This is a genomic window from Streptomyces luomodiensis (genome assembly GCF_031679605.1).
GTDB lineage: Bacteria > Actinomycetota > Actinomycetes > Streptomycetales > Streptomycetaceae > Streptomyces > Streptomyces luomodiensis.
The window spans coordinates 1,842,403-1,865,409 of the sequence record NZ_CP117522.1 but is presented as its reverse complement, the minus strand read 5'-3'; the positions used below and the strand labels follow the sequence as shown (position 1 = coordinate 1,865,409).

Sequence of the window (23,007 nt, the reverse complement as noted above, 5' to 3'; positions counted from 1 at the left end):
GGTCGCCCGGGAGGCCACTGCCGCAGATCACCCGGATAGCGGGTTCATGGCCATCGGCATCGGCCAAAAGAACGACCGGCGCGGGCACGGTACGGGCACGGCACGGCGGAAGGCACGGCTCCGGGCTCCGGGCTGTGCGGCCGCTGTGCGGCGGGACATTACGGCGGAGATGGCGGTGATGCGGTACGTTCCGTTCCGGTCCCCTGTCGTTCATCTGTTGTTCAGCTGTGGATCATAGATCGTTCATATGTGTTTCTTACCTGATTCTCAGGCTCGGCCGGTTCCTTGCTTCAGGACGCACAGACGACCTTGAGTAAGGGGAGCCATGTTCCGCTCGCGGAAGACACCCGTGTCCGGCGGCGACGCCGCGCGGGCCGACCCGCACCACATCGAGCCCGCCGCCACCCCACCCGCGGACCGCGAACGGGGAATCGCCGATGAACCGGCGCTGCGGGTGGCGAGCCGGCTGCACGCCTTCAACCGCTACGAGTTGAAGTACCTGGTCCCCGTCGACCAGGCCGCGGCCATCCGGGACGAACTGGCCGAGCGCATGGACCGGGACGAGCACAGCCCGGTCGGCGGCTACGGGGTGTGGAGCCTGTACTACGACACCCCCGCGCTCCGCTTCTACTGGGAGAAGATCGAGGGGCTGAAGTTCCGGCGCAAGCTGCGCATCCGCCACTACGGAGACCTCGCGGGCATCACCGACCAGTCGCCCGTCTGCGTCGAGATCAAGCAGCGCGTCAACCGCGTCACGCAGAAACGGCGCATCACCGTGCCGTACGCAGTCGCCCGGCAGTTGTGCGACGGACGCCAGATGATCGAGCACACCGCGAAGGAGCGCGCCTTCGTCGAGGAGGTGCTGGAGCTGGTCGTCCGGCTCGGCCTCCAGCCGACCGTGATCACCGGCTATCAGCGTGAGGCGCTCGTCGGCCGCGACCAGGACACCGGATTACGGGTCACCTTCGACCGCCGCGTCCGGGGCCGGGACCGTGACTTCCACTTCGGTACCGAGGGCGCGGAGAACCGCTTCACCCTGCCCCCGCACCTGTCGGTGATGGAGGTCAAGGTCAACGAGCGCACCCCGTACTGGATCACCGATCTGGCGGCCCGCCGCAACCTGAACCTGATCCGGGTCTCCAAGTACGTCCAGTCCGTCGAGGCGTTCGGCCTCGCGCCGCGGTCGGTCTTCCACGTCCGTGAAGAGGACTTCCCCCCGCCCATCACCCCCACCCCGGTGTCCGCGGAGTCCCCCGCCGCGCCGGCCGGCACGCCCGTGGAGGCATGAACACCGTGAACCTCGACCTTCAGGACCTCAGCGGGACGTTCAGCGTCACCGACATCGTGTGCGCGATGGCGCTCACCTTCGTGCTCAGCACGATGATCGGCTACGTCTACCGCTTCACGCACCGCAACGTGTCCTACAGCCAGTCCTATGTGCAGACGCTCGTGATCGTCGGCATGATCGTCGCGCTCATCATGCTCGTCGTCGGCTCGAACCTGGCCCGTGCCTTCTCCCTCGTCGGCGCCCTGTCGGTGGTCCGTTTCCGAAACGCCATCAAGGAGACCCGGGACGTCGGCTTCATCTTCCTGGTGATGGGCATCGGCATGGCCGCGGGCGCCCGCTTCTACACCCTGGCCGCCATCGCGGGCGTCGGCATCTGCCTCATCATCATCGTGATGCACAAGTTCAACTGGTTCCACCTCGATGTGCAGCGCCAGGTCGTCAAGGTGCAGGTGCCCGCCGGTGAGGACCACACGGGCGCCATCAGCGATGTCCTGATCCGCTACACCAGCGAGTTCGAGCTCGTCAGCACGGAGACCATCCGCGGCGGCGCGCTGACCGAGGTCTTCTACACCGTCCGCCTGAAGAAGGGCACCGAGCCCGGAGAACTGGTCTCCGCCCTCCAGGAGCGCACCTTCGGGCAGCGCGTGACCGTGCTGACCGGATACGACCAGACCGATCTGTGATGACCACCCCCACCACGGCATGCTCGCCCGTGCGCAAGCGCGTGAAGCACCGGATCCCGGTGCGTCTGCGGCACCACTGGAAGTTCGCGGCGCTGCTGTGCGCCGGAACGGCGGTACTGCTGATCTTCTTCGGCGACGCCCGCGTCTCCCCGTGGGTCACCAGCGCCTCGGCCGCGGACAGCGACGAGATCACGGAGAACGTGACCGGAACGGTCGACCTCTACGACGAGACCAAGCCGCACTCCATCCAGCTCTCCTACGAGCAGACCGACTTCACCAAGATGATGAAGGAGTTCAAGGCCGACGGCACCAAGGACTACATCGATGCCGACCTGACGCTCGACGGTACGTACCTCAACGACGTCGGCATCCGGCTCAAGGGCAACTCGACGCTCCGGAGCCTGGGCGGCGGCAACCGGGGCGGCGGCCCTGGCGGTGGCGGTGAGGGCGGTCCCGGCGACGGTCCCGGCGGCGGCGACCGGCCGGACCAGCCAGGCCAACCGGACCAGCAGGGCCAGCCAGGCCAGCCAGGCCAGCCAGGCCAGCCAGGCCAACCGGGCCAGCAGCAGGGCCGGCCCGGTCAGCAGGGTCAGCAGCAGCCGGGTGGCGGCGGGGGCGGGGGAGGCGGAGGCATGATGAACTTCCAGCTCTCGGCGTCCAAACCGGAGGAGCTGCCCTGGCTCATCAAGATCGACGAGTATGTCGAGGGCCGTGCCTACCAGGGCCACCGGGAGATCTCCCTGCGTCCCGGCAGCGACGACCAAGTGCCGTTCAACGAGGCGCTGTCGCTCTCCCTGATGGACGCCTCCGACCAGACGGCCGAGGGGTTCGCCTTCGCCTCGCTCCAGGTCAACAACCGTCCGGCCGTCACCCGGATGTACGTCGAGAACCCGAGCAAGGACTACGCCGACACCCAGCGCGCGGACGACGGCGTGATGTACAAGGCCCGCGCGGGAAGCAGTTTCGACTACCGGGGTGACGATCCGACGGCGTACGAGGACTCCTTCAAACAGCTCAACAAGAAGGGCAGCCAGGACCTCGCCCCCGTGATGCGCCTGATCAAGTGGGCCAACCAGGCGTCGGACAAGGAGTTCGCCGAGGAGCTGGACCAGTACGTGGACGTGAAGTCCCTGGCCCAGTACGTGGCCACGCAGAACCTGATCCTGAACTTCGACGACATGGCGGGCCCGGGAAAGAACTACGTGCTCTGGTACAGCCTGGACACCAAGAAGTTCTCGGTGCTCGGCTGGGACTTCAACCTGACGTTCAGCGGTTCGGCCGAGGCCGGTCCGGACGACGAGACCGGCATGGGCGGCGGCCGTCCCGGCGGTGGAGCCCAGCAGGGCGCGGCCGGGCCGAACGGCGGCCAGGGGCAGCAGCGGGCCCCGGGCGAGGAGCAGCAGGACCAGGGGCAGAAGGGCGAGGGCCAGCAGGGCGTGGACCAGCAGGGCAAGGGCGGCGGCAGGGGCGGCGCGATGGGCGGCCACCTGCTCAAGGAGCGCTTCCTGGAGCTGGACGCGTTCGACGAGGTGTACAAGTCCGCGTACCGCGAGCTGTACCAGACCTTCTACGCCTCCGGTACCGCGTCCAGGACGCTCACCGCGCTGGCCGCCGACGCCAAGCGAGCGGGCGCGGACGACACCGGCGTCGACAAGGCCGTCGCGGCGCTGCGGAGCACCGTCACGGCCCGTACGAAGGCGCTGGCCAAGAACAAGGAGGTCACCGCCGGCTGAAGGGCCGAACCCCGGGAGGGACGCACGGCGTGTGCGTCCCTCCGCACCGGTCGCTCGCCGTGCCTAGTGGATATGCGATCCGCCATTGATGTCCACGGTCGTGCCGGTGAGGTACTCGGCCTCCGGGGTGCAGAGGAACGCGATCGTGACAGCGACGTCGTCGGCGCTGCCCGCGCGGCCGGCCGGGATGGTGGACAGGACGCTCGCGCGCTGCTCGCCGACGAGCGCCCCACCCGTGATGTCCGTGTCGATGAGACCGGGCGCGACCGCGTTGACGGTGACCCCGGTGCCGCCGAGTTCGCGGGCGACGGCACGGGTCAGGCCCAGGACCGCGCCCTTGGCGGCGGAGTAGTGGGAGCCGCCGAACACCCCGCCGCCGCGCTGGGCGCTGACGGACGACAGGTTCACGATCCGTCCGAAGCCACGCTCGACCATGCCGCCCGCGATGCGCTGGGTGACGTGGTACGTGCCGTCCACGTTCACCGCGAAGATCTTGCGCCAGACGTGGGGCTCGATGTCCAGGAAACGGCTCGGGTCGGTGATCCCGGCGTTGTTGACCAGCGCGCCGATCGGCGCGAGTGCCCCCTCGACCTCGGTGACGGCGCTGTCGACGGAAGCGCGGTCGGTGACATCACACCGGACCCCGAGGGCGCGTACGCCGTGGCGCTCGGCGATCTCGGCGGCGGCCTCCTTGGCGGCCGCCTCGTCGAGGTCGAGGACGGCGATCTCGTATCCGGCGGCGGCGAGCCGGTGGGCGGTGGCGCGGCCGATGCCGCGCTGGGAACCGGCGCCGGTGACGACGGCGGTGCGGACGACGGCAGGTGAAGCGGGCATGGCGAAGGGCCTTTCTGCGGGGGAGGGGTACGAGGGGGTACGGGGTAGGGGAGCGGGGAGGGGCAGGAGTTCAGCGGCTGCCGGAGCCGCCGTTGGCGTAACGGCTCTCGACGTCGGAGGTCTTGGCGACCTTGCGGGCGGAGTTGCCGCCCGGGAACTCCGACTCGGAGCAGTTGCCCAGCAGGCACAGCACGCCGCTGCCGTTGTCGGCGGCGCGGATCGCCTCGAGCGCGGTGTGCGCGGGCGGGGAGGCGAAGACATCGCCCACGGCCACCGCGTCGAGCATGCCGGGACCGAGGTAGCCGATGAAGGTGGGCTTGTGCCCGGAGCCGCCTCCGGTGACGATGCCGACCCCGGCGCGGCGCCGCGTGGCGGCCGGCACTCGGGGCGCGACGCGTTCGACGCGGTCGGCGTTGGCCCGCACGAAACCGTCCAGCATCTCGTCGACGGCGTCGGCCGGGTCGTTGAGGAACATCGGCGTCATGAGGCCGGCTCCGTCGGCCGTGCTCCGCCGAGCGCCGCCTCGATCCGGGCGGCGGAGCGCGCGGCGACGGCCTCGCGGTCGGTGTCGGCCACGTCGTGGGTCTCCAGCTCCAGCGTGTAGTGGCCCTGGTATCCCGCCGACTCCAGCGCGTCGATGAGGGCCTCGAAGTCCACCTTCCCGTTGCCGACGCTGAGGTTGATGTCGCCGGGGCGGGCGTCCCGCAGGTGGACGTGGTCCACCCGGTCCGCCACCGTGCGGGCCCAGCCCACCGCGTCGCCGCCCGAGGCGACGACATGGCTGACGTCGTAGATCAGCCCGCAGCGCTCCGGGTCCAGCCGGTCCAGCAGCAGATCCGAGCGGTCGGTGTCCCGGCACAACCGGTAGACGTGCGGCGCCTCCACCAGCAGCCGTACGCCGTGTTCGGCCGCGACCTCGCCCGCCTCGTGCAGCCGGGCGACCACCGTGGCCAGGTCGGCCTCGAGGCTCGGGCCGAACGGCTGGTGCCGCTGGCGGCCGTTGGGTACGGCGAGGAACGGGGCGCCGACCCCGGCGGTGGCGCGGGCCAGCAGGTCGATGGACTCCCGCCAGACGCGGGGGTGCAGCCGGGGGCTATTGAGGTCCGCGGGATCGGTGTTCAGGCTCCGCCAGCGGATGCCGTGCTCGGCGGCGAGGTCCGTCAGCCGCCGGACGTCATCCGGTCCGGGCCGCAGCGGCGCGTGCTCGCAGACTCCGGGGAGCATCCCCAGGTCGGCCTCGGGCAGGCCCAGCCCGGCGATGGCCGCGAGGGCGTCGGGCAGCGGACGCGCCCGGAAGGAAATGGTGGAACAGCCCAGTCGGCCGGACCCCGCCATGGGGATCACCTCGCTCTTACTTCTCGGTGTCACGACCATTTACGGTCCCGTAACGTTGACTGTCAACAGTCAACGGTCGTGAAACCCGGACGGGAAGCGTCCGCCCCGGCTGCCGACTGTCAACACATGACACTTCTGCGCTACGCTGATCGTTCGTGTAGCCGAAGGGGGCCTATCGTGGCTGGTCAGGCGCTTTCCAGTCTCACCCGCACGATGACGCTGCGGGAGCGCGCGCTCGCGGCGCTGCGCACGGCCATCACCACGGGGCAGTATCGCCCAGGTGATCACCTCGGCGAAGTGGAGATCGCCGAGCGGCTGTCCGTGAGCCGTGGCACGGTGCGCGAAGCCCTGCGCCACCTCCAGCAGGAAGGGCTGGTCACCGCGGGTTCGCGGGGGATGCTGCGGGTCTCGCGGCTCACTTCGACGGAGGTCGGTGAGCTGTTCCAGGTCCGGGAGGCGCTGGAGAGCCTCGCGGTGGCGCAGATCGTCGCGTCGGCGCGGCGGGAAGCGGCCGCCGAGGCCCTGCGCAGGGCTCTGGAGCACATGCGGGCCGCCGAGGAGGGTGCGGACCTCGAGGTGAAGGTCGAGGCGGACCTGGCCTTCCATCTGCTGCTCTGTGAGCTCTCCGGCAACTCGATGCTGCTCAGGACCTGGCGCCACCTGGAGGGGCCGATCCGTGTGGTGATCGTGAGCGCCGCGGAGGAGTACCGTCAGGTGGCCATGTCCGCGTCGGCCCATGTGCCGATCGTCGACGCGATCGAACGCGGGGACGCGGCGGCGGCCCAGAAGGTCCTGCACACGCACATGACCTCTGCCGTGCGCCGGCTCGGCCTCGGACGCGAAGTCTCCGACAAGGTCTCCGACAAGGTCTCCGACAAGGTCTCCGGCGACGTCTCCCACGAGGTTTCCGGCTAGGTCGCCAACGGGAACTCCAGCGCGGTCTCCCGCGAGAGATCCAGAGCCGCTGACGGCCGGGCCCGAAGAGGCCGCGGAGAGGCTACGGCGGCGCATCCGCTCCCCGCGGCGGCCGGCCCCACCACGTCGATCGCCCGAGGTGGCATCGCAGATTCCGCTGCCGGAAGGGTTGACACTGCTTCCTTCGGGGCACAGCATCGCTCTCGACTGTTAACAGACGACAGCCGACAGGGATGGCTGGCTTCGGTTCGGGACAGTCGCCCCGCCCACGATCAAGGAGGATCGGTATGGCCGGCTTCATACCGTCGGACCAGGCGGCCCAGGGGTCGCCCGAGCGCCTGAGAGTCGCAGTGGGATGCGGGATCGGCGCGACCATCGAGACCTACGACTTCATCGGTTTCGGCACGGCCGCCGCCCTGTACTTCGGTGATGTGTTCTTCCCCGACTCGGACCCCATGTCCGCGACGCTCCTGTCGTTCGCGACGCTGGGCATCGGCTTCGCCGCCCGTCCGCTGGGCGGCATCATCGCCGGTCATCTCGGAGACCGCATCGGCCGCAAGCCCGTCCTGGTCGGTTCGCTGCTCATCATGGGCATCGCCACCGTCCTGATCGGCTGTCTGCCCACCTATCAGATGGTCGGGACCTGGGCGCCGATCCTGCTGGTGGCCGTCCGCGTGATCCAGGGACTCGCCTTCGGCGCCGAATGGGGCGGGGCGATCCTGATGACGTTCGAGCACGCGCCCTGGCGCCGACGCGGCCTGTACACGGGCATCACCCAGGCAGGTTTCCCGGTCGGGCTGCTGCTCGCCAACCTCGCGTTCCTCTTCAGCACCCACACGTTGAGCGACACCTGGGCATGGCGCGTACCGTTCCTGCTCAGCGCGGTCCTGATCGTCGTGGGCATCCTCATCCGGCTCAAGATCGACGAGTCGCCCGAGTTCCAGCAGATCCAGCAGTCCGGCGAGGTCGCCAAGAACCCGCTGCTGGAGGTCCTCCGCGAGGACTGGCGCAATGTGCTGCGCGCCTTCTGCCTCCGGTGCGCGGAGACCGCGGGCTACGCCGTCTCCGTCACCTTCGTGCTGTCCTACCTGGACGACGGCGACGCACCCGATGTCTCGGGCAATGTCAGCCTCACCGCCCTGGTGGCCGCCTCGGCCCTCGGTATCGCCGCCACCGTGCTGTGGGGGCGGCTGTCCGACCGGGTGGGGCGCCGCCCGGTGTATCTGCTGGGCTGCGTGGTGACGCTGCTGTGGGGCGTTCCGATGTTCCTGCTGGTCAACACCGAGACCGCCGCCCTGGTCCTGGTCTCCTTCGCCGTCAGCTACGCCGTCTGCCAGAACTCCCTGGCCGGTGTCCAGGGCGCCTGGTTCTCCGAACTCTTCGCCACCAAGACGCGCACCGCCGGAACGTCGCTGGCCTACCAGCTCTCCGCGGTCGTCTCCGGCTTCACCCCCATGATCGCCACCGCGCTCTACTCCGCCACCGGCTGGGCCGGGCCCGCCGCCCTGTTCAGCGTCTATGGACTGCTGGGCCTGGTCGCGACCCTGACGACCCAGGAGACCTGGGACGCGGCGGCGAGGGAAGAGGCGGACCGTGCCGCGCTGCCGCCGTCGCCCCGCACCGCGCCGACCGTCTCCGAGGCGGTGCGCTAGCCCGGCGACCACCACCTTGTCCGCGCCCGTCGGCGCGGATACGACGGCCGGGGCGGCCCGGGACCAGCCGCCCCGGCCGTGGCGTACGTACCCGTGACGTACGTACCCGTGGCGTCAGGCCGGTTGCCAGACCTGGGCGAGCGTCGAGGGGGTGAGAAGCCGCTCGGGGCTGCCCTGTCCCACCAGGTGTCCGTCGCGGAGCAGGAGACAGGCGTCCGCGCCGCGCGCGGCCTCCAGGTCGTGTGTGGCCTGGACGACCGTCACCCCGTCGGCGACCAATTCCCCCAGCAGCGCGGCGATCCGGTCCCTGGCCTCGGGGTCCAGTCCCGTGGTCGGCTCGTCCAGCAGCAGCAGATCCGACTCCTGGGCGAGCCCCTGGGCGATCAGGGCGCGCTGGCGCTGTCCGCCCGACAGCTCTCCGAGTTGCCGGGTCGCGAGGCCGGAGATGCCCAGCCGTTCCATCGCGGCCTCCACCGTCGCGCGGTCCCGCCGGGTCAGCCGGCGCCACGGTCCGCGCTCACCCCAGCGCCCCATCTCCACGGTCTGCCGGACCGTCAGCGGCAGCGCGTCACCGACGGCACCGCGCTGGGGAACGAACGCCGGTGGCCCGTTCCCGTCGCTCCGCAGCTCTCCCGAGGTGGGTTCGAGCACCCCTGCCATGACGCCGAGCAGCGTGGACTTCCCGCTTCCGTTCGGGCCGATGAGCGCGGTCGTGGCCGATGCCGGTATGTCGGCGCTGAGTCCGTGCAGAACGGGGCGTCCGGGATAGCCGGCGTACAGCTCGGTGATGCGGACGCGGGGCGTCCGGTCCCGGGCGGCGGTCGGCGAGGCTGTATTGAACATGATTTTCATTGTAGTGTGCGTGTGTGGAGTGGTTGACGGGCCCTTTTGAGGCGACCTTTGTGCAAAGAGCCCTGTGGGGCGGGATGTTGGTGTCGGCGATCTGCGCCCTGGCGGGCACCTGGGTGGTGCTCAGGGGGATGGCCTTCCTTGGCGACGCCATGTCCCACGGACTGTTGCCGGGAGTCGCGCTCGCCGCGCTGCTCGGCGGCAACCTGCTGGTGGGGGCGGTGGTGAGCGCGGCCGTCATGACGGCCGGAGTCACCGCGCTCGGCCGCGCCCCGAGGCTGTCCCAGGACACCGGGATCGGCCTGCTCTTCGTGGGCATGCTGTCGCTCGGCGTCATCATCGTGTCGCGTTCGCAGTCCTTCGCGGTGGACCTGACCGGCTTCCTCTTCGGTGACGTCCTCGCCGTGCGCGAACAGGACCTGGCGCTCCTGGGAGTGGCACTGCTGCTGGCGCTGGCCGTCTCGGTCCTCGGCCACCGGGCCTTCCTCGCCCTGGCGTTCGACCCGCGCAAGGCCCGGACGCTCGGCCTGCGCCCCCGGCTGGCCCACTCCGTGCTGCTGGGACTGCTGGCGCTGGCCATCGTGGCCTCCTTCCACATCGTCGGGACGCTGCTGGTCCTCGGCCTGCTCATCGCCCCGCCGGCGGCCGCGCTGCCATGGGCGCGCAGCGTGCGCGGAGTCATGGTCCTGGCGGCGCTGCTGGGCATGACCGCCACGTTCTGCGGCCTGTTGCTGTCCTGGCACCTGAGCACCGCGGCCGGTGCGACCGTCTCGGCCCTCGCGGTGAGCCTGTTCTTCCTCTCCCACCTGGCCTCGGGCCTCCGCCACCGCCGTGCGGGCCGCACCGCCGCCCCCGCCCGGACCACCGGCTGAGCGCACCCCGAGAACACTCCTTTGCCGATCCCGAGGACATTCCCTTGAAGCTCCGAAGAAAGCCCACCGCCTGGACGCCGGCCGCGCTCGTGCTCGTCGCGTTGTGCGCCACGAGCTGCGCCGGCCAGGACGACGACGCGGCCGCCCCGGCCACCAGCCCCTCCTCATCCACCCCCCACGGGTATGTCGAAGGGGCGCAGGAGGCCGCCGAGCAGCAGTCGAGACTGGTGCTCAGCGATCCGAAGACCGGTGACACCCGGGTACTCGACCTGATCACCGGCAAGCGCCACCGGACATCCCGGACGACGGGCACCGCCGAACTCACCACCGACGGCCGGTTCGGCTACTTCCACACCGCGGAGAACACCCGGGTCCTGGACACCGGCGCCTGGATGGTGGACCACGGCGACCATGTGCACTACTACCGCGCGGCGATACGCGACGTCGGCCGGCTCCCCGGCGGCCCCGGCACACGGGTCCGCAGCGACGCCGCCGTGACCGCGGTGACCGACCGGGACGGCCGAACCAGCCTCTACCGGCGGGCCGACCTGGAGAAGGGCGAGGCCGGATCGTCCCGCACACTGCCCGGCACACACGCCGGTGCCGTCGTGCCGTACGCGGAGCATCTGCTCGCCCTCACCGACACCGGCGGGGCCACGAAGGTCGTGGTGCACGACCGCGCGGGCAAGCGCGTCGTGACACTGGACGCGGAGTGCGAGGACCCGCGCGGCGACGCCGTCACCCGGCGCGGAGTGGTGCTCGGATGCGCGGACGGCGCGCTGCTCGTCCGGGAGTCCGACGGCACGTTCACGGCGGAGCGGATTCCGTACGGCGAGGACGTGCCCGAGCGGGAGCGGGCCACGGCCTTCCGCCTCCGGCCCGGCAGCGACACGCTCACGGCGCCGGCCGGGGACCGGGCCGTGTGGGTCCTGGACGTCACGGAGCGCGCATGGACGCGGGTGGGGACCGGACCCGTCGTCGCGGCCAACACCGCGGGCGAAGGCTCCCCCCTGCTCGTCCTGGAGTCCGACGGAGCGCTCCACGGCTACGACACCGCCACCGGCGAACAGGTGTCCAGGACCGAACCGCTCCTGACGGACGTCCCCGAGGCCGGCGCCGAAGGGGCCGCCGGACCGGTCATCGAGGTCGACCGCAGCCGGGCCTATCTCAACGACCCGTCGGGCAGCCGGGTGTACGAGATCGACTACAACGACAAGCTGCGCATCGCGCGCTCCTTCGACCTGGACATCGCGCCGGCCCTGATGGTGGAGACCGGACGATGAGGACGCCGACGAAAGCGGCGCGCGCGACGCGGGCGCGCACCCTGCTGCTGGTCCTGCTCGCCCTGGTCCCGGCCGGTCTCGCCACCGCCTGTACCAGCGGTGGCCACCAGCCACGGGTCGTGGTGACGACCAACATCCTCGGCGACATCACCCGGGAGATCGTCGGCGACGAAGCCGAGGTCAGCGTCCTGATGAAGCCGAACGCCGACCCCCACTCCTTCGGCCTGTCGGCCGTGCAGGCCGCCGAGTTGGAGCATGCCGACCTCGTGGTCTTCAACGGGCTGGGGCTGGAGGAGAACGTGCTGCGCCATGTGGACGCCGCCCGCGCGTCGGGAGTGGCCACCTTCGAGGTCGGCAAGGCGGTGCACCCGCTCACCTTCCAGGCACACGACGACGGCGGGCCCGAGGAGGGGACCGGACAGCCCGACCCGCACTTCTGGACCGACCCGGACCGGGTGCGCGAGGCCGCCGGCCTGATCAGCGAGCGGGTGATCGAGCACGTGGACGGCGTGAACGAGAAAGCGGTCCGGGACAACGCCGCCCGCTACCGCGAACGCCTCGCCGACCTCACCACCTGGATGGAGAAGTCCTTCGACCGCATCCCCCGGGAGCGGCGCGCGCTGGTGACCAACCACCACGTCTTCGGCTACCTCGCCGAACGCTTCGACTTCCGGGTGATCGGCGCGGTGATCCCGAGCGGCACCACGCTGGCGTCCCCCAGCTCCTCCGATCTGCGCTCACTCACCCAGGCCATGCAAAAGGCCGGGGTGCGCACCGTCTTCGCCGACTCCTCCCAGCCCAACCGGCTGGCCGAGGTGCTGCGCACCGAACTGGGCGGCGGGGTGCGCGTCGTCGAGCTCTACTCCGAGTCGCTGACGGAGAAGGGCAAGGGCGCCGGCACCTACCTGGAGATGATGCGCGCCAACACCACCGCCATGGCCGACGGCCTGACCGACGCCTGACCACCTGACGCCGCCACCCGGCGGCCCGGAAAGGAACACACCGGTGAACAACCCGATAGGTACAAGAGCCCTCACGGGGACGGCGCTCGCCCTGGCGCTGTCCGCGGTCCTGACCGCCTGCGGCGGCGAGGACACCTCCTCCGACTCCTCCGGCGCGAAGGCGAAGGACACACCGGGCACCAGCGCCGCCGAGATCAAGGACCCGCTGGTCGCCACGTTCGACGGCGGACTGTACGTCCTGGACGGCAAGAGCCTGGAGCTGGCCAGGACGATCGAGCTGCCCGGCTTCAACCGCGTCAACCCCGCGGGCGACGACTCCCACGTCATCGTCTCCACCGACAGCGGTTTCCGCGTCATGAACGCCGCCGAACAGACCCTCACCGACATCCGGTACGAGGGTGCCAAGCCCGGCCACGTGGTACGGCACGCCGGCCGGACGGTCCTGTTCACCGACGGCACCGGCCAGGTGAACGTCTTCGACCCCGAGGACCTCGGCAGCGGCAAGAAGCCGGAGGGGCGCACCTACACCTCCGCCGAACCGCACCACGGCGTCGCCATCGAACTGAGCGACGGCGAACTCCTCACCACCCTGGGCGACGAGGAGAAGCGCACCGGCGTCCTCGTCCTGGACAAGCACAACAAGGAGACCAGGCGCAGCGAGAACTGCCCCGGTGTGCACGGCGAAGCCGCGGCCAAGGGCGAGGCCGTCGCGGTCGGCTGCGAGGACGGCGTCCTGATCTACAAGGACGGTGAGTTCACCAAGGCCGACGCCCCCGACCCTTACGGCCGCATCGGCAACCAGGCGGGCAGCGAGGAGTCGCCGATTCTCCTGGGCGACTACAAGACCGACCCGGAGGCGGAGCTGGAGCGGCCGAACCGCGTGTCGCTGATCAACACCGAAACCGCGCGGCTGCGCCTGGTCGACCTGGGCACCAGCTACTCGTTCCGCTCGCTCGCCCGTGGCCCCCACGGCGAGGCGCTCGTCCTCGGCACCAACGGCGTCCTGCACGTCATCGACCCGGAAACGGGCAAGGTGGACAAGAAGATCCCGGCCGTGGACGAGTGGCAGGAGCCGCTGGACTGGCAGCAGACCAGGCCCACCCTCTTCGTCCGCGACCACACCGCTTACGTGTCCGAACCGAGCAAGCGCCAAGTGCACGCCATCGACCTCGCATCGGGCGAGAAGCTCGCGTCCGTGACCCTGCCGAAGAGCACCAATGAGCTGTCGGGAGTCGTCGCGGACCACTGATCCCACGCCCCCGCGGCCGCCGCGAGCCGGTACCGCAACGCGGTACCGGCTCCCGTTTGCGCGCCAAAGCCGGTTTCCCCTCCGGGACCCCGCTCAGCGGGTGTCCTGTGGGGCGGCGAGCCTGCGGGCGACGTCGACGACCGTTGCGCGGCGGCGGGCCAGGGCGGCCCGGTCGGTCTCCTCGTCCAGCATCATGCGGCACATCTTGGGCACCGCGAAGTTCCAGGCGATCAGTCCCATGAAGGTGAACAGCAGGTCCTGGGCGGCGCGGACGCGTGCGTCCTCGGGGAGGTGGCGGGCCACGCCGCCGGCCACGAGATGGTGCGCCTTCGCGCGGAAACCGGCGCGGCGCTCCCGTTCGCTCTCATCCGGTTCGCCGGATGCCTCCAGGGCCTCCCACAGCAGCAGCCTGATCAGCTCCGGGTGCTCCTGGTACCAGTCGAAGAGCTGCCCGACCGACTCGGCCACCGCGTCGGGATCGAAGGAGATGGAGACGCGGACCTCCTCCAGTTTCGCCCGCAGGACGGCGGCGAACAGCTGCTCCTTGCTCCCGTAGTACAGGTAGATGGCCTGCTTGTTGGCCCTGGCGGCGGTCGCGATCCGGCCGACCCTGGCCCCCGCCAGACCGTACTCGGCGAACTCGGCGGTGGCGGCGGCGAAGATCCGCCGTCTGGTGTCCTCCGCGTCATAGGCCATGCGGAAATTAAACCATCCGGTTGACTCCCCTCCGTCCAGGCAGCAGTATCGGGGCAGCAATAAAACAACCAGATGGTTTATTTCAGAGAGGCGCTCCCTTGAGCACTGCGACCCCCACCACCCCCGTCAGTCCCATTCCCGTTCGTTCGCCGCTGACGAGCGCCCTCTCCGGCGCGACCGCCGTCCTCATCGGCGGCAGCTCGGGCATCGGGCTGGCGGCGGGCGTCCTGCTGCGTTCGATCGGTGCCCGCGTCGTGCTGGTCGGCCGCGACCCCGACCGGCTGGAGGCCGCCGTCTCCCGGGTGCGGAGCGCGGGCCCGGCCGAGGCCCCTGAGGACGCCGTGCTGGCCGTGGCCGGCGACGGCGGGGACGAGCGGACCCTCGCCGCGGCCTTCGACACGGCGGGCCAGGTCGACCATGTGCTCGTCACCGCGGGCGGCCTCACGGGCGTCGGCCCCCTGACCGAGCTGTCGGCCGACGACATCCGCGCGGCCGTCGACTCCCGTCTCGGGGCGGCCTTCACCACCGCCCGCATGGCGGCGAGCCGGCTTCCCGCGGGGGGCTCGCTCACCTTCAGCTCGGGCATCCTCGTGGTCCGCCCCGCGCCCGGTATGACCGCCCCGCTGTCGGTCGCCGGTGCGGTGGAGACCCTCACCAGGGCGCTCGCCGTGGAGCTCGCCCCCGCACGGCTGCGCGTGAACGCCGTCCGTTTCGGCCGGATCGACACCCCGCTCCTGCGCTCGCTGCCGGGGCTGGACTCCGACGACGCGGTCGCCGCCGCCGGCTCGGCCGTTCCCCTCGGCCGCTTCGGCACCGCCGAGGAAGCCGCCGCCTCGGCCCTGTTCCTGATGGCCAACACCTACGTCACCGGGCAGATCATCACCGTCGACGGCGGCGAAACCCTCACCTGATCCCCACCGTTCGGGATGCGCCGATCGCCGCCCGCGGCGTCAGGTACGGCACGCGCTTTTCACTCGAAAGAGGGGCGGGCGGCCGGTGGATTAACCCGATTGCCCGCCGATATTCTCAACCCGCTTCGGGGGAACCGTCGGCTGGGAGGGCGAATATGGGTGCGCTGCTGGACCAGAAGTACGAGAGGCTTTTCTCCTTACTCGACGCCAACGGCGACGGTGTGATCGCCGAAGACGACTTCGAGTTGATGGCCGGCCGTGTGGTGGCCGCCTTCGGCGAGGAGTCCTCGGCGAAGGGCGCGACGTACGCCGACGAGATGTTGAACTACTGGCGGGCGCTGCGCGAGGCCGCCGACGCCGACGGCGACGGCCGGATCGACAAGGACGAGTTCCGCCAGGCCCTGAGCCAGGTGAGCGACCATTTCGACACGCTGGTCGGCCCGCTCTACGAGGCGGGTTTCCAGCTCGCCGACCGGGACGGCGACGGCCTGGTCGGCAAGGAGGACTTCATCGCGGTCTTCGTCGCCATCGGTGTCCCCGCGCCCGAGGCCGGGGCGGCCTTCGACCGGCTGACCGGGCAGGACAGGCAGGACGGGCAGCTGACGAAGGGCCGGCTGATGGCCGCCGCCGCGCAGTTCTACCGCAGCGAGGACCCGGGCGACACCGCGAGCCATCTGCTCTACGGCGCGCTGTGAGGTAAGCCCGCGTGGACATGATCGCGGCAGTGGGGACGGGGGCTCCGGCCGACGGCGCCGCCGTCCCGGCCCACCGGGTGCGGGTGCCGTTGCTGACCGAGGTGCTCTTCGACGGACGTTTCGACGATCTGCACAGACCCTGGACGGAATTGTTCCGCCGGGACATTTTCCGTTACCGCGACGGATTGTCGCCCTCGGAGCGTTCCGAACTCGCTTATGAGCGTCTGCGGATCCTGAATGAGGAAATCGACTCCGTGGCGGAATTCGTCGCGGCGACGGACCGTCTGGTGTCGCTGCACGAGTGGTCGGGGATGGTCGACGGCACGCTGACCACCCTGGCCACCATCCACTACAACCTGTTCCTGGGCAGCCTCCTCCGCCTCGCTCCCCGGGACACGGTGGACCTCTCCCCGTTCACCCGGCTGCGGCGGTACGGCACCGTTCTGATCACCGAACTCGGCTACGGGAACAACGCCGCCGAGCTGGAGACCACGGCGACCTACCGGCCGGACACCGACACCTTCGTCCTGCACACCCCGTCGCCCGGCGCCCAGAAGTTCATGCCCAACACCGGCCCCGCCGGCGGGCCCAAGAGCGGTCTGGTCGCGGCCAGGCTGATCGTCCGCGGCCAGGACTGCGGTGTGTTCCTGTTCCTCGTGCCGCTGCGCGACGCACACGGGCCGCTGCCCGGCATCCGGGTGCGCCCGCTGTCGGAGACGCCCGGGTCGGCGGTCGACCACGCCATCACCTCCTTCGACCGGGTGACGCTGGAGCGTACGGCGCTGCTGGCGGGCGACCACGCGGACCTGACCGCCGAAGGGACCTTCCACAGCACGATCGCCAGCCGGCGCCGCCGGTTCCTGCGGTCCATCCAGCGCGTCACCACCGGGAAGCTCTGCCTGAGCGCGGCGGCGCTGGGCGGAGCCCGTGCGGGCCTCACCGTCGCCGTGCGGTACGCCCATCGACGGCACACCTTCGCCCCGGCGAGCAGGTCCGGCGTCCCGGTCTTCGCCTACCGCTGCCACCAGACGCGCGTCCTCGGGGCGGCGGCCCGCGCCTACGCGGCGACGTTCCTGCTGCGCGAGACCACCCGCCGCTGTGCGGACCGGGACGACACCGAGTCGGCCGAGGCGGAGCTGCTCGTCGCGGCGGCGAAGGGCTGGATCACCTGGCAGGCCAGGGACATCGCGCTCGAGTGCCGGGAACGCTGCGGCGCCCAGGGGCTGCTCTCGGCCAACCGCATCGTCGACCTGCTCACGCCGATCGAGAGCACCATCACGGCCGAAGGGGACAACCTCGTCATCTGGACGAAGGCGGCCGCCGACATGCTGACCGGACGCGGCTACCGCCCGCCCCCGGCGCCCGCCGCGCGGACCGGCCCGCCGACCGACCCCGCCCTCCTGCTCGACCTGCTCGTGCACCACGAGCTGTACTGCCTCCGGCACGCCCGCGGCCGGCTCAGCGCGCCCAGCACCGGCCCGATGGACCGCTGGAACCACGCGGTGAACCCGGCCCTGGACCTCGTCGACGCGTACGCCACCCGGCGGGCCGCCCAGGCGTTCCTGGCCGCCGTCGGCCGCGTCGGCGACCGCGCCACGCGGAACGTGCTCGAGCGGGTCTTCCAGCTGTTCGCGCTGCAACGCCTCGCCCCCCACGCGGGCCTGCTGCTGGCGGAGGGGCACCTCACCGCCGCGGCGGTCCGCGACCTGGCCCCCGCCGTCGACCGCGTCAGCGCCCAGCTGGCCCCCGACGCGCTCGCCCTCGTCGAGGCGTTCGCCGTTCCGGACCCGATCCTCCAGGCTCCCATCGCCACCGACGGCTACGCCGCCGCCTACGACGACCCGGCGGGGCCCTGGCAGCGGGCACCGGTCGGCTGAGCCGGGCCGCACCGGCCGCACCTTCCCGTCCACCGTCGTGAGGAGCACACCGGCATGAGCGATGCGTTCGCCCGGGAGCCGCGGTGGGATCCCCGGCTCTTCCCGCCGGCCACCCGTGCGCCACGGGCCGTGCAGACGGCCCGGATGCTGCTGGACCCCCAGGGCTACGCGCGCTCGCTGCGCCGGCGGTTGGGGCCGGTCTTCTCGCTGCGCACGTTCCCCTATCGCGGTGCGCTCGTGTGCGCGGCCGACGCGGCGGCCAACCGGGTGGTGCTCACCGACCACGAGCGGTTCACCGGCGGCGACGCCGCCGCCCTGCTGGCGCCCGCGGTCGGCGCCGGCTCGCTGATCTGCACGCCGCCACCCCTGCACCTGGCCCACCGCAAGCTCCTGCTGCCTCCCTTCCACGGAGTGCGGGTGGCCCGCTGGGCGCCGCGGGTGCGCGAACTCGTGCACACCGGACTGCCCGCGCTGCTGTCCGGCGACGGTGTGCCCGTGCGGCCGTGGGCGCAGCGGCTGACGCTCGACGTCATCCTGAGGGTCGTCTTCGGCCTGACGGACCCGGCCCGGGTCGCGACCTTCCGGCACGCGCTGAACGCGTTCGTGGGCATGGGCAACCTCGCCGTACTGTTCCTGCCCGAGCCGTTGCGGCGCGATCTCGGACCGCTCTCGCCGGGCGGCCGCTTCCACCGGCTGCGCGCGACCGTAGTGGACCTGACCCGCGAGGAGATCGCCGCACGCCGGGCCGCGCCCGACCGCGCCCACCGCGACGACGTGCTGTCCATGCTGCTCGACGCGCGCGACGAGCACGGGGCCGGGCTGGACGACGCACAGCTCCTGGACGAGCTGACCGGGCTCGTCCTGGCCGGTTACGAGACCACGGCCACCACGATCGCCTGGACCCTGCACCTGCTCGCCCACCACCCCGCCGCCCGCGACGACCTGATCGCCGACCTCGACGCGGGCTCCGACCGCCTGCTGAAGGCGACGGTCAAGGAGTCCGGCCGGCTGCGCCCCGCCGTCTACAACGCCATGCGCACCGCGGCGCACGACACCGAGCTCGGCGGCCACCCGGTGCCGCGGCACGCGTTCGTCGCGGCGCTGTTCCCGCTCACTCACCTCGACCCCGGACGGTGGCCCGACCCGGACGCCTTCCGGCCCGAGCGCCACCTGGGCGCGGATCCGGTGCCCTACTCGCTGACACCGTTCGGCGGCGGTGTGCGGCGCTGCATCGGGGTGTCGCTGGCCCAGCTCGAGATCGAGACCGTCCTGAGGGAGCTCCTCGCGGCGGCCGTTCCCGAGCCGGCCGGCCCGCTGGAGCCGGCGCGGCTGGTGTCGGTGATGCTCGTCCCCGCCCGGGGCGGCCGGGTCCGGCTCCGCGCACGCCGGCCGCACGGGTGCCCCGGCCGTCCGCCGGCCCCGGGGTCCTGGTCTCCTCCGTTGTGACGGAGCCTTCCGCTGCGCCTGAGCCCTCGCGGGTGACTCACCTGGGCTCGTGCCCGTCGGGGGTGCGCAGTCGCCGCTTGTACGCGTCGAGCACGCCTTCGAGCTGGCGCACCATGAAGTCGTAGAAGGCGTGCATGTCACGCAGTCGTGTCCGCTGGGTGGGCGCGAGGCGGCCGCTGTGGTCCCGGGCGGTTTCCGCGAGCTCCAGGAGCAGCCTGGTCTGGTCGAGTTGGTGGTGCAGACAGCCGGCCCAGGCGTCGTCGCGCCAGACGTACACGGCCTGCCGGACGCCGGGGACCTTGACGCGGTCGACCGTGCCGTGGGTCATCAGCAGGCGGGTCATCTCCGATGCCGAGCCCTTGCTGGCACCGAGTGCGTGCTGGAGCTCCGAGAGCGTCATGGGAGCCGGGCTGAGCATCAAGATGCCCGCCAGGCGTCCGGCCATGGGGGGCCACCCCATCGCGCGCCCGATCCGAACGCCGAAGTCCTCGATCAGCCGGCTGTGGTCGGTGGCTTCACCGTCGTTGGCGGCATGCGGCATCGACTTCTCCCGTACAGAAAAGACTGAACGTTCACTCTTGACTGAACGTTATGGGGTGCGCCAGATTACAGCCATCCGCGCCGGACGTGCCGACGCAAGACGTTCGTTCCCGCATTCGGTTTCCGTATTCAAGGGTGAAGACATGGCGAAACGCGGCTGGGATCTCATCGTGGTCGGCGCGGGCTCGGCGGGTGCGGTGCTCGCCGCCCGCGCCGCCGGCCGGGGCAGGCGGGTGCTGCTGCTGGAGGCGGGCCCTGACTACCGCTCGGCCCAGATGCCGGAGGTGTGGCGCTCGCCGAACCCGGCGGTGGCGCTGATGGATCCCGCCGTCTCGGCGCCTCTGGTCTGGGCCGGTCTGGACTCCGCACGGACCGAGAAACAGCCCCAGGCGCCGTACTGGCGTGGCCGGGGAGTCGGCGGAAGCTCGTCCATCAACGGCCAGATCGCCATCCGGCCGCCGATGGAGGATTTCCAGGAGTGGGCCCGGCTGGGATGCCACGGGTGGGCGCCGAGCGATGTCCTGCCGTACTTCGCCAGGCTCGAGGACGACGAGGACTTCGGCGACCAGCCCCACCACGGTCGCGGCGGGCCCACCCCGGTCCACCGGATGCCGGAAGAGGCCTGGGGCGCCGTCGACCGCGCCCTGGCCGACTCGGCCCTCGCCGCGGGGTTCGGCTGGGCCCCCGACGTCAACGCCCCCGGCGCCACCGGTGTGTCGCCGTACCCGATCAACTCCCGTGACGCGCGTCGTGTCAGCGTCAACGACGGCTACCTCGAACCGGCTCGTGCCCTGCCCGGCCTCACCATCCGCGGCGACGCCCTCGTGGACACCGTCGTCTTCGAGGGGGACCGCGCCGTCGGTGTGCGCGCGGTGATCGACGGCGTGGCCGTCACGGAGCACGCGGACGAGGTCGTCCTGAGCGCGGGGGTGATCCATTCGCCGGCGATCCTGCTGCGCTCCGGCATCGGCCCCGCCGACCGGTTGCGGGCGCTGGACATCGAGGTCCGCCAGGAGCTCCCGGTCGGTCACGGCATGCAGGACCACGCGATGGTGCTGCTCTCCCTGCCCCTGCGGCCCGAAGCGGCCATCACCTCCGCGCACGACCGGCACACCAACGTGTGTGTGCGCTGGTCCAGCCAGGCCGGTACGCACGCGAACGACCTGCTGTTCGCGTCGATGAACCAGAACGTGCTGGCGATGGCCACCGCGGACACCGGGACACACGTTGGTGCCTACGGCGTCTGGCTGAACCGGGCGCATTCGCGCGGAGAGCTCACCCTGGTCTCGACCGACCCCTCGGCGCATCCGCGCGTCGCCCAGAGGATGCTGTCGGACGAACGCGATCTCGCCCCGCTGAGGGAGGGCGTGCGCACCCTCGTCGAGCTGGGCCGCCGCGAGGAGACCGCCGCCATCCTCGGCGGATCGCTGGAAGAGGCGAACCGGCCGCTGTTCGAGGTGCTGGCGAGCGACGCCGACCTCGACGACCATCTGCTGGCCACCGTCGTCGACGCGCAGCACGGCACGAGCACCTGCCGGATGGGCGCGCCGGACGCACCCGAGACGGTCGTCGACCCCGCGTGCCGGGTGCTGGGCGTATCGGGGCTGCGGGTGGTGGACGCCTCGGTCTTCCCGTCGGTGCCGCGGGCCAACACCAACCTCGCCACCATCATGGCGGGCGAGCTCATGGCCGACCGGCTCGATGACTGACCCCGAACGACGCGTACTGAACGACGCGTAGCGAACGACGCGTACCGAACGGAAACGGCGACGACCATGAAGACTCCGCTCACCGGGGACGCCGCGAAGGACGCCGCGGCGCGCCGTGTCCATGCGGCCGAGGACCAGTTGACCGCCCTCTCGCACCGCATCCACGCCCACCCGGAACCGGCCTTCGAGGAGCACCTGGCCAGCCGATGGGTCGCGGACGCCCTGAGCGACGCCGGATTCGACGTCCGCCACGGGTGCTACGGGCTGCCGACAGCGGTGGCCGCGACCATCGGCAGCGGCCCGACGCATATCGGGGTCTGCGCGGAGTACGACGCCCTGCCGGACATCGGACACGCCTGCGGCCACAACGTCATCGCCGCCGCGGCGGTCGGCGCCGGCCTCGCGCTCGCCCCCCTGGCGGACGACCTCGGGCTGACCGTACGCGTCCTCGGCACCCCCGCCGAGGAGGGCGGCGGTGGCAAGGTCCGGATGCTCGAACAGGGCGCCTTCGACGGGCTGCGCGCCGCGATGATGGTCCATCCGGCCGCGGTCGAGATGGCGGCCATGCCGGGCCTGGCCGTCACCCAGTTCGACGTGACCTACCGTGGCAAGCCGGCTCATGCCGGTGCCTACCCCGAACTCGGCACCAACGCGGCCGACGCCATGACCATCGCCCAGGTGGCCATCGGCCTGCTGCGCCAGCAGACCGCCGCCTCCGACCGCGTCCACGGCATCGTCACCGAGGCCGGCACCGCCGCGAACATCATCCCCGACGTCAGCCGCGGCCGGTGGATCGTGCGCACGGACCGGCTCGACACCCTCCAGCCGCTGGCCCGCCGGGTGCACCGCTGCTTCGAAGCCGGGGCGCTGGCCACCGGCTGCGAACTGACCACGGCACCGGCCGGCCCCGACTACGCCGATCTGCGCCCGGACCCCGACCTGCTGGCGCTGTGGGTGGCCAACGCCACCGCACTCGGACGGTCCTTCCCCGAGCTGCCGGACCGTGTGGTCGGCGCCGCGACCGACATGGGCAACGTCTCACACGTGGTGCCCACCATCCACCCCATGCTCGGACTGGACTGCCATCCGGCCGTCAACCACCAGCCCGAGTTCACCGCCGCCTGTATCACCCCGGCGGCCGACCGAGCCGTGCTCGACGGAGCGCTCGGCATGGCCTGGACGGCCATCGACGTCGCCCGCACCACGCCCGGCCGCCGGGGTACCTGAGCGGGCCGCGGGAGTCGTACGGCCGGTGGCCCGGGGCCCCGGCTCCCGCCGGGTGCGGGCAGTACGTCCCGGGCGGCGCCCGGGGACAGGGCGGTGGTGGCACGCGGATGCCAGACGGCCGACCGCCACCTCGCCTGTGCCTCTCTGCGGGGCAGGGGAATGGCGGGCCGACATGGCGGCCCGGAGCGGTGGAGCGGAAAGTTTCCCATTGGACGGAATGGCTGTATCGCGGTCCGTGTGACTGAGGCCAC

21 protein-coding genes are annotated in these 23,007 nt (G+C 71.5%); 15 read left to right on the top strand and 6 right to left on the bottom strand.

What is annotated here, in order from left to right; genetic code table 11:
- The first annotated feature begins 454 nt into the window (after positions 1–454).
- From PS467_RS07810 to PS467_RS07800, 3 genes are read left to right on the top strand one after another with little or no spacing between them, the layout of a single operon-like run.
- A complete protein-coding gene (locus PS467_RS07810) occupies positions 455–1,288 on the top strand; it encodes a polyphosphate polymerase domain-containing protein (protein WP_268976869.1) in 834 nt (277 codons plus the stop codon).
- Positions 1,289–1,293: 5 nt separating this feature from the next.
- The gene (locus PS467_RS07805; protein WP_432280724.1) at positions 1,294–1,971 is read left to right on the top strand and encodes a DUF4956 domain-containing protein; all 678 of its coding nucleotides are present in this window, start codon (positions 1,294–1,296) and stop codon (positions 1,969–1,971) included.
- Positions 1,971–3,704, top strand: a complete 1,734-nt coding sequence (locus PS467_RS07800; RefSeq protein WP_311034616.1) for a CotH kinase family protein — start codon at positions 1,971–1,973, stop codon at positions 3,702–3,704. Before PS467_RS07805 ends, PS467_RS07800 begins: the two co-directional genes overlap by 1 nt.
- A 63-nt stretch (positions 3,705–3,767) precedes the next feature.
- On the opposite strand, the gene PS467_RS07795 is transcribed toward PS467_RS07800, so the two are convergent.
- The 3 genes from PS467_RS07795 to PS467_RS07785 all read right to left on the bottom strand — a co-directional run bounded on the left by PS467_RS07795 (position 3,768) and on the right by PS467_RS07785 (position 5,906).
- On the bottom strand, positions 3,768–4,538 hold the full coding sequence (locus PS467_RS07795; RefSeq protein ID WP_311034615.1) for an SDR family NAD(P)-dependent oxidoreductase: 771 nt from the start codon (positions 4,536–4,538) through the stop codon (positions 3,768–3,770).
- 70 nt (positions 4,539–4,608) lie between these two features.
- Positions 4,609–5,022 carry a dihydroxyacetone kinase subunit DhaK gene (locus PS467_RS07790; RefSeq protein WP_311034614.1) on the bottom strand — a complete coding sequence of 138 codons (414 nt, stop codon included), beginning with the start codon at positions 5,020–5,022 and terminating at the stop codon, positions 4,609–4,611.
- Positions 5,019–5,906, bottom strand: coding sequence for a sugar phosphate isomerase/epimerase family protein (locus PS467_RS07785; protein ID WP_311034613.1), 888 nt, complete (start codon positions 5,904–5,906; stop codon positions 5,019–5,021). Before PS467_RS07785 ends, PS467_RS07790 begins: the two co-directional genes overlap by 4 nt.
- A 144-nt stretch (positions 5,907–6,050) precedes the next feature.
- Between PS467_RS07785 and PS467_RS07780 the strand changes: the two genes are divergently transcribed.
- Together PS467_RS07780 and PS467_RS07775 are read left to right on the top strand one after the other, a co-directional pair.
- Positions 6,051–6,788, top strand: coding sequence for a GntR family transcriptional regulator (locus PS467_RS07780; protein ID WP_311034612.1), 738 nt, complete (start codon positions 6,051–6,053; stop codon positions 6,786–6,788).
- A gap of 287 nt (positions 6,789–7,075) precedes the next feature.
- Positions 7,076–8,440, top strand: a complete 1,365-nt coding sequence (locus PS467_RS07775; protein WP_311034611.1) for an MFS transporter — start codon at positions 7,076–7,078, stop codon at positions 8,438–8,440.
- Positions 8,441–8,554: 114 nt separating this feature from the next.
- On the opposite strand, the gene aztA is transcribed toward PS467_RS07775, so the two are convergent.
- On the bottom strand, positions 8,555–9,292 hold the full coding sequence (aztA, locus tag PS467_RS07770) for a zinc ABC transporter ATP-binding protein AztA (RefSeq protein WP_311034610.1): 738 nt from the start codon (positions 9,290–9,292) through the stop codon (positions 8,555–8,557).
- A gap of 14 nt (positions 9,293–9,306) precedes the next feature.
- On the opposite strand from aztA, the gene aztB reads away from it, so the two are divergent.
- Genes aztB through aztD form a run of 4 tightly spaced genes read left to right on the top strand, consistent with a single transcriptional unit; the run spans position 9,307 to position 13,655 of the window.
- Complete coding sequence (gene aztB / locus PS467_RS07765; protein ID WP_311034609.1) at positions 9,307–10,161, top strand: zinc ABC transporter permease AztB; 855 nt, start codon at positions 9,307–9,309, stop codon at positions 10,159–10,161.
- 44 nt (positions 10,162–10,205) lie between these two features.
- On the top strand, positions 10,206–11,444 hold the full coding sequence (locus PS467_RS07760) for a hypothetical protein (RefSeq protein ID WP_311034608.1): 1,239 nt from the start codon (positions 10,206–10,208) through the stop codon (positions 11,442–11,444).
- Positions 11,441–12,406 carry a zinc ABC transporter substrate-binding protein AztC gene (gene aztC / locus PS467_RS07755; RefSeq protein ID WP_311034607.1) on the top strand — a complete coding sequence of 322 codons (966 nt, stop codon included), beginning with the start codon at positions 11,441–11,443 and terminating at the stop codon, positions 12,404–12,406. Before PS467_RS07760 ends, aztC begins: the two co-directional genes overlap by 4 nt.
- Before the next feature lie 43 nt (positions 12,407–12,449).
- Entirely contained in the window at positions 12,450–13,655 is a 1,206-nt protein-coding gene (aztD, locus tag PS467_RS07750; protein ID WP_311034606.1) for a zinc metallochaperone AztD, read from the top strand.
- 93 nt (positions 13,656–13,748) lie between these two features.
- On the opposite strand, the gene PS467_RS07745 is transcribed toward aztD, so the two are convergent.
- A complete protein-coding gene (locus PS467_RS07745) occupies positions 13,749–14,351 on the bottom strand; it encodes a TetR/AcrR family transcriptional regulator (RefSeq protein WP_311034605.1) in 603 nt (200 codons plus the stop codon).
- Positions 14,352–14,449: 98 nt separating this feature from the next.
- Between PS467_RS07745 and PS467_RS07740 the strand changes: the two genes are divergently transcribed.
- The 4 genes from PS467_RS07740 to PS467_RS07725 all read left to right on the top strand — a co-directional run bounded on the left by PS467_RS07740 (position 14,450) and on the right by PS467_RS07725 (position 19,280).
- Positions 14,450–15,262, top strand: coding sequence for an SDR family NAD(P)-dependent oxidoreductase (locus PS467_RS07740; RefSeq protein WP_311034604.1), 813 nt, complete (start codon positions 14,450–14,452; stop codon positions 15,260–15,262).
- A 155-nt stretch (positions 15,263–15,417) separates the two neighbouring features.
- Positions 15,418–15,957 carry an EF-hand domain-containing protein gene (locus PS467_RS07735; RefSeq protein WP_311034603.1) on the top strand — a complete coding sequence of 180 codons (540 nt, stop codon included), beginning with the start codon at positions 15,418–15,420 and terminating at the stop codon, positions 15,955–15,957.
- Between the two features lie 17 nt (positions 15,958–15,974).
- Positions 15,975–17,834 carry an acyl-CoA dehydrogenase family protein gene (locus tag PS467_RS07730; RefSeq protein ID WP_311039785.1) on the top strand — a complete coding sequence of 620 codons (1,860 nt, stop codon included), beginning with the start codon at positions 15,975–15,977 and terminating at the stop codon, positions 17,832–17,834.
- A gap of 54 nt (positions 17,835–17,888) precedes the next feature.
- The gene (locus PS467_RS07725) at positions 17,889–19,280 is read left to right on the top strand and encodes a cytochrome P450 (RefSeq protein ID WP_311034602.1); all 1,392 of its coding nucleotides are present in this window, start codon (positions 17,889–17,891) and stop codon (positions 19,278–19,280) included.
- Positions 19,281–19,317: 37 nt separating this feature from the next.
- Here the strand turns inward: PS467_RS07725 and PS467_RS07720 are convergent, their stop codons facing one another.
- Positions 19,318–19,821, bottom strand: a complete 504-nt coding sequence (locus PS467_RS07720; RefSeq protein WP_311034601.1) for a GbsR/MarR family transcriptional regulator — start codon at positions 19,819–19,821, stop codon at positions 19,318–19,320.
- 142 nt (positions 19,822–19,963) lie between these two features.
- Between PS467_RS07720 and PS467_RS07715 the strand changes: the two genes are divergently transcribed.
- Together PS467_RS07715 and PS467_RS07710 are read left to right on the top strand one after the other, a co-directional pair.
- Positions 19,964–21,529, top strand: coding sequence for a GMC family oxidoreductase (locus PS467_RS07715; protein ID WP_311034600.1), 1,566 nt, complete (start codon positions 19,964–19,966; stop codon positions 21,527–21,529).
- 66 nt (positions 21,530–21,595) lie between these two features.
- On the top strand, positions 21,596–22,756 hold the full coding sequence (locus PS467_RS07710; RefSeq protein ID WP_311034599.1) for a M20 family metallopeptidase: 1,161 nt from the start codon (positions 21,596–21,598) through the stop codon (positions 22,754–22,756).
- Positions 22,757–23,007 lie beyond the last annotated feature (251 nt).

Excerpts from the sequence above, each read along its gene's own strand:
- PS467_RS07715 (WP_311034600.1), top strand. The coding sequence starts at position 19,964 with ATGGCGAAACGCGGCTGGGATCTCATCGTGGTCGGCGCGGGCTCGGCG.
- PS467_RS07745 (WP_311034605.1), bottom strand. The coding sequence starts at position 14,351 with ATGGCCTATGACGCGGAGGACACCAGACGGCGGATCTTCGCCGCCGCC.
- PS467_RS07800 (WP_311034616.1), top strand. The coding sequence starts at position 1,971 with ATGACCACCCCCACCACGGCATGCTCGCCCGTGCGCAAGCGCGTGAAG.
- PS467_RS07730 (WP_311039785.1), top strand. The coding sequence starts at position 15,975 with ATGATCGCGGCAGTGGGGACGGGGGCTCCGGCCGACGGCGCCGCCGTC.
- aztA (WP_311034610.1), bottom strand. The coding sequence starts at position 9,292 with ATGAAAATCATGTTCAATACAGCCTCGCCGACCGCCGCCCGGGACCGG.
- PS467_RS07725 (WP_311034602.1), top strand. The coding sequence starts at position 17,889 with ATGAGCGATGCGTTCGCCCGGGAGCCGCGGTGGGATCCCCGGCTCTTC.
- aztC (WP_311034607.1), top strand. The coding sequence starts at position 11,441 with ATGAGGACGCCGACGAAAGCGGCGCGCGCGACGCGGGCGCGCACCCTG.
- PS467_RS07710 (WP_311034599.1), top strand. The coding sequence starts at position 21,596 with ATGAAGACTCCGCTCACCGGGGACGCCGCGAAGGACGCCGCGGCGCGC.
- PS467_RS07775 (WP_311034611.1), top strand. The coding sequence starts at position 7,076 with ATGGCCGGCTTCATACCGTCGGACCAGGCGGCCCAGGGGTCGCCCGAG.
- PS467_RS07790 (WP_311034614.1), bottom strand. The coding sequence starts at position 5,022 with ATGACGCCGATGTTCCTCAACGACCCGGCCGACGCCGTCGACGAGATG.
- PS467_RS07795 (WP_311034615.1), bottom strand. The coding sequence starts at position 4,538 with ATGCCCGCTTCACCTGCCGTCGTCCGCACCGCCGTCGTCACCGGCGCC.
- PS467_RS07720 (WP_311034601.1), bottom strand. The coding sequence starts at position 19,821 with ATGCCGCATGCCGCCAACGACGGTGAAGCCACCGACCACAGCCGGCTG.
- PS467_RS07735 (WP_311034603.1), top strand. The coding sequence starts at position 15,418 with ATGGGTGCGCTGCTGGACCAGAAGTACGAGAGGCTTTTCTCCTTACTC.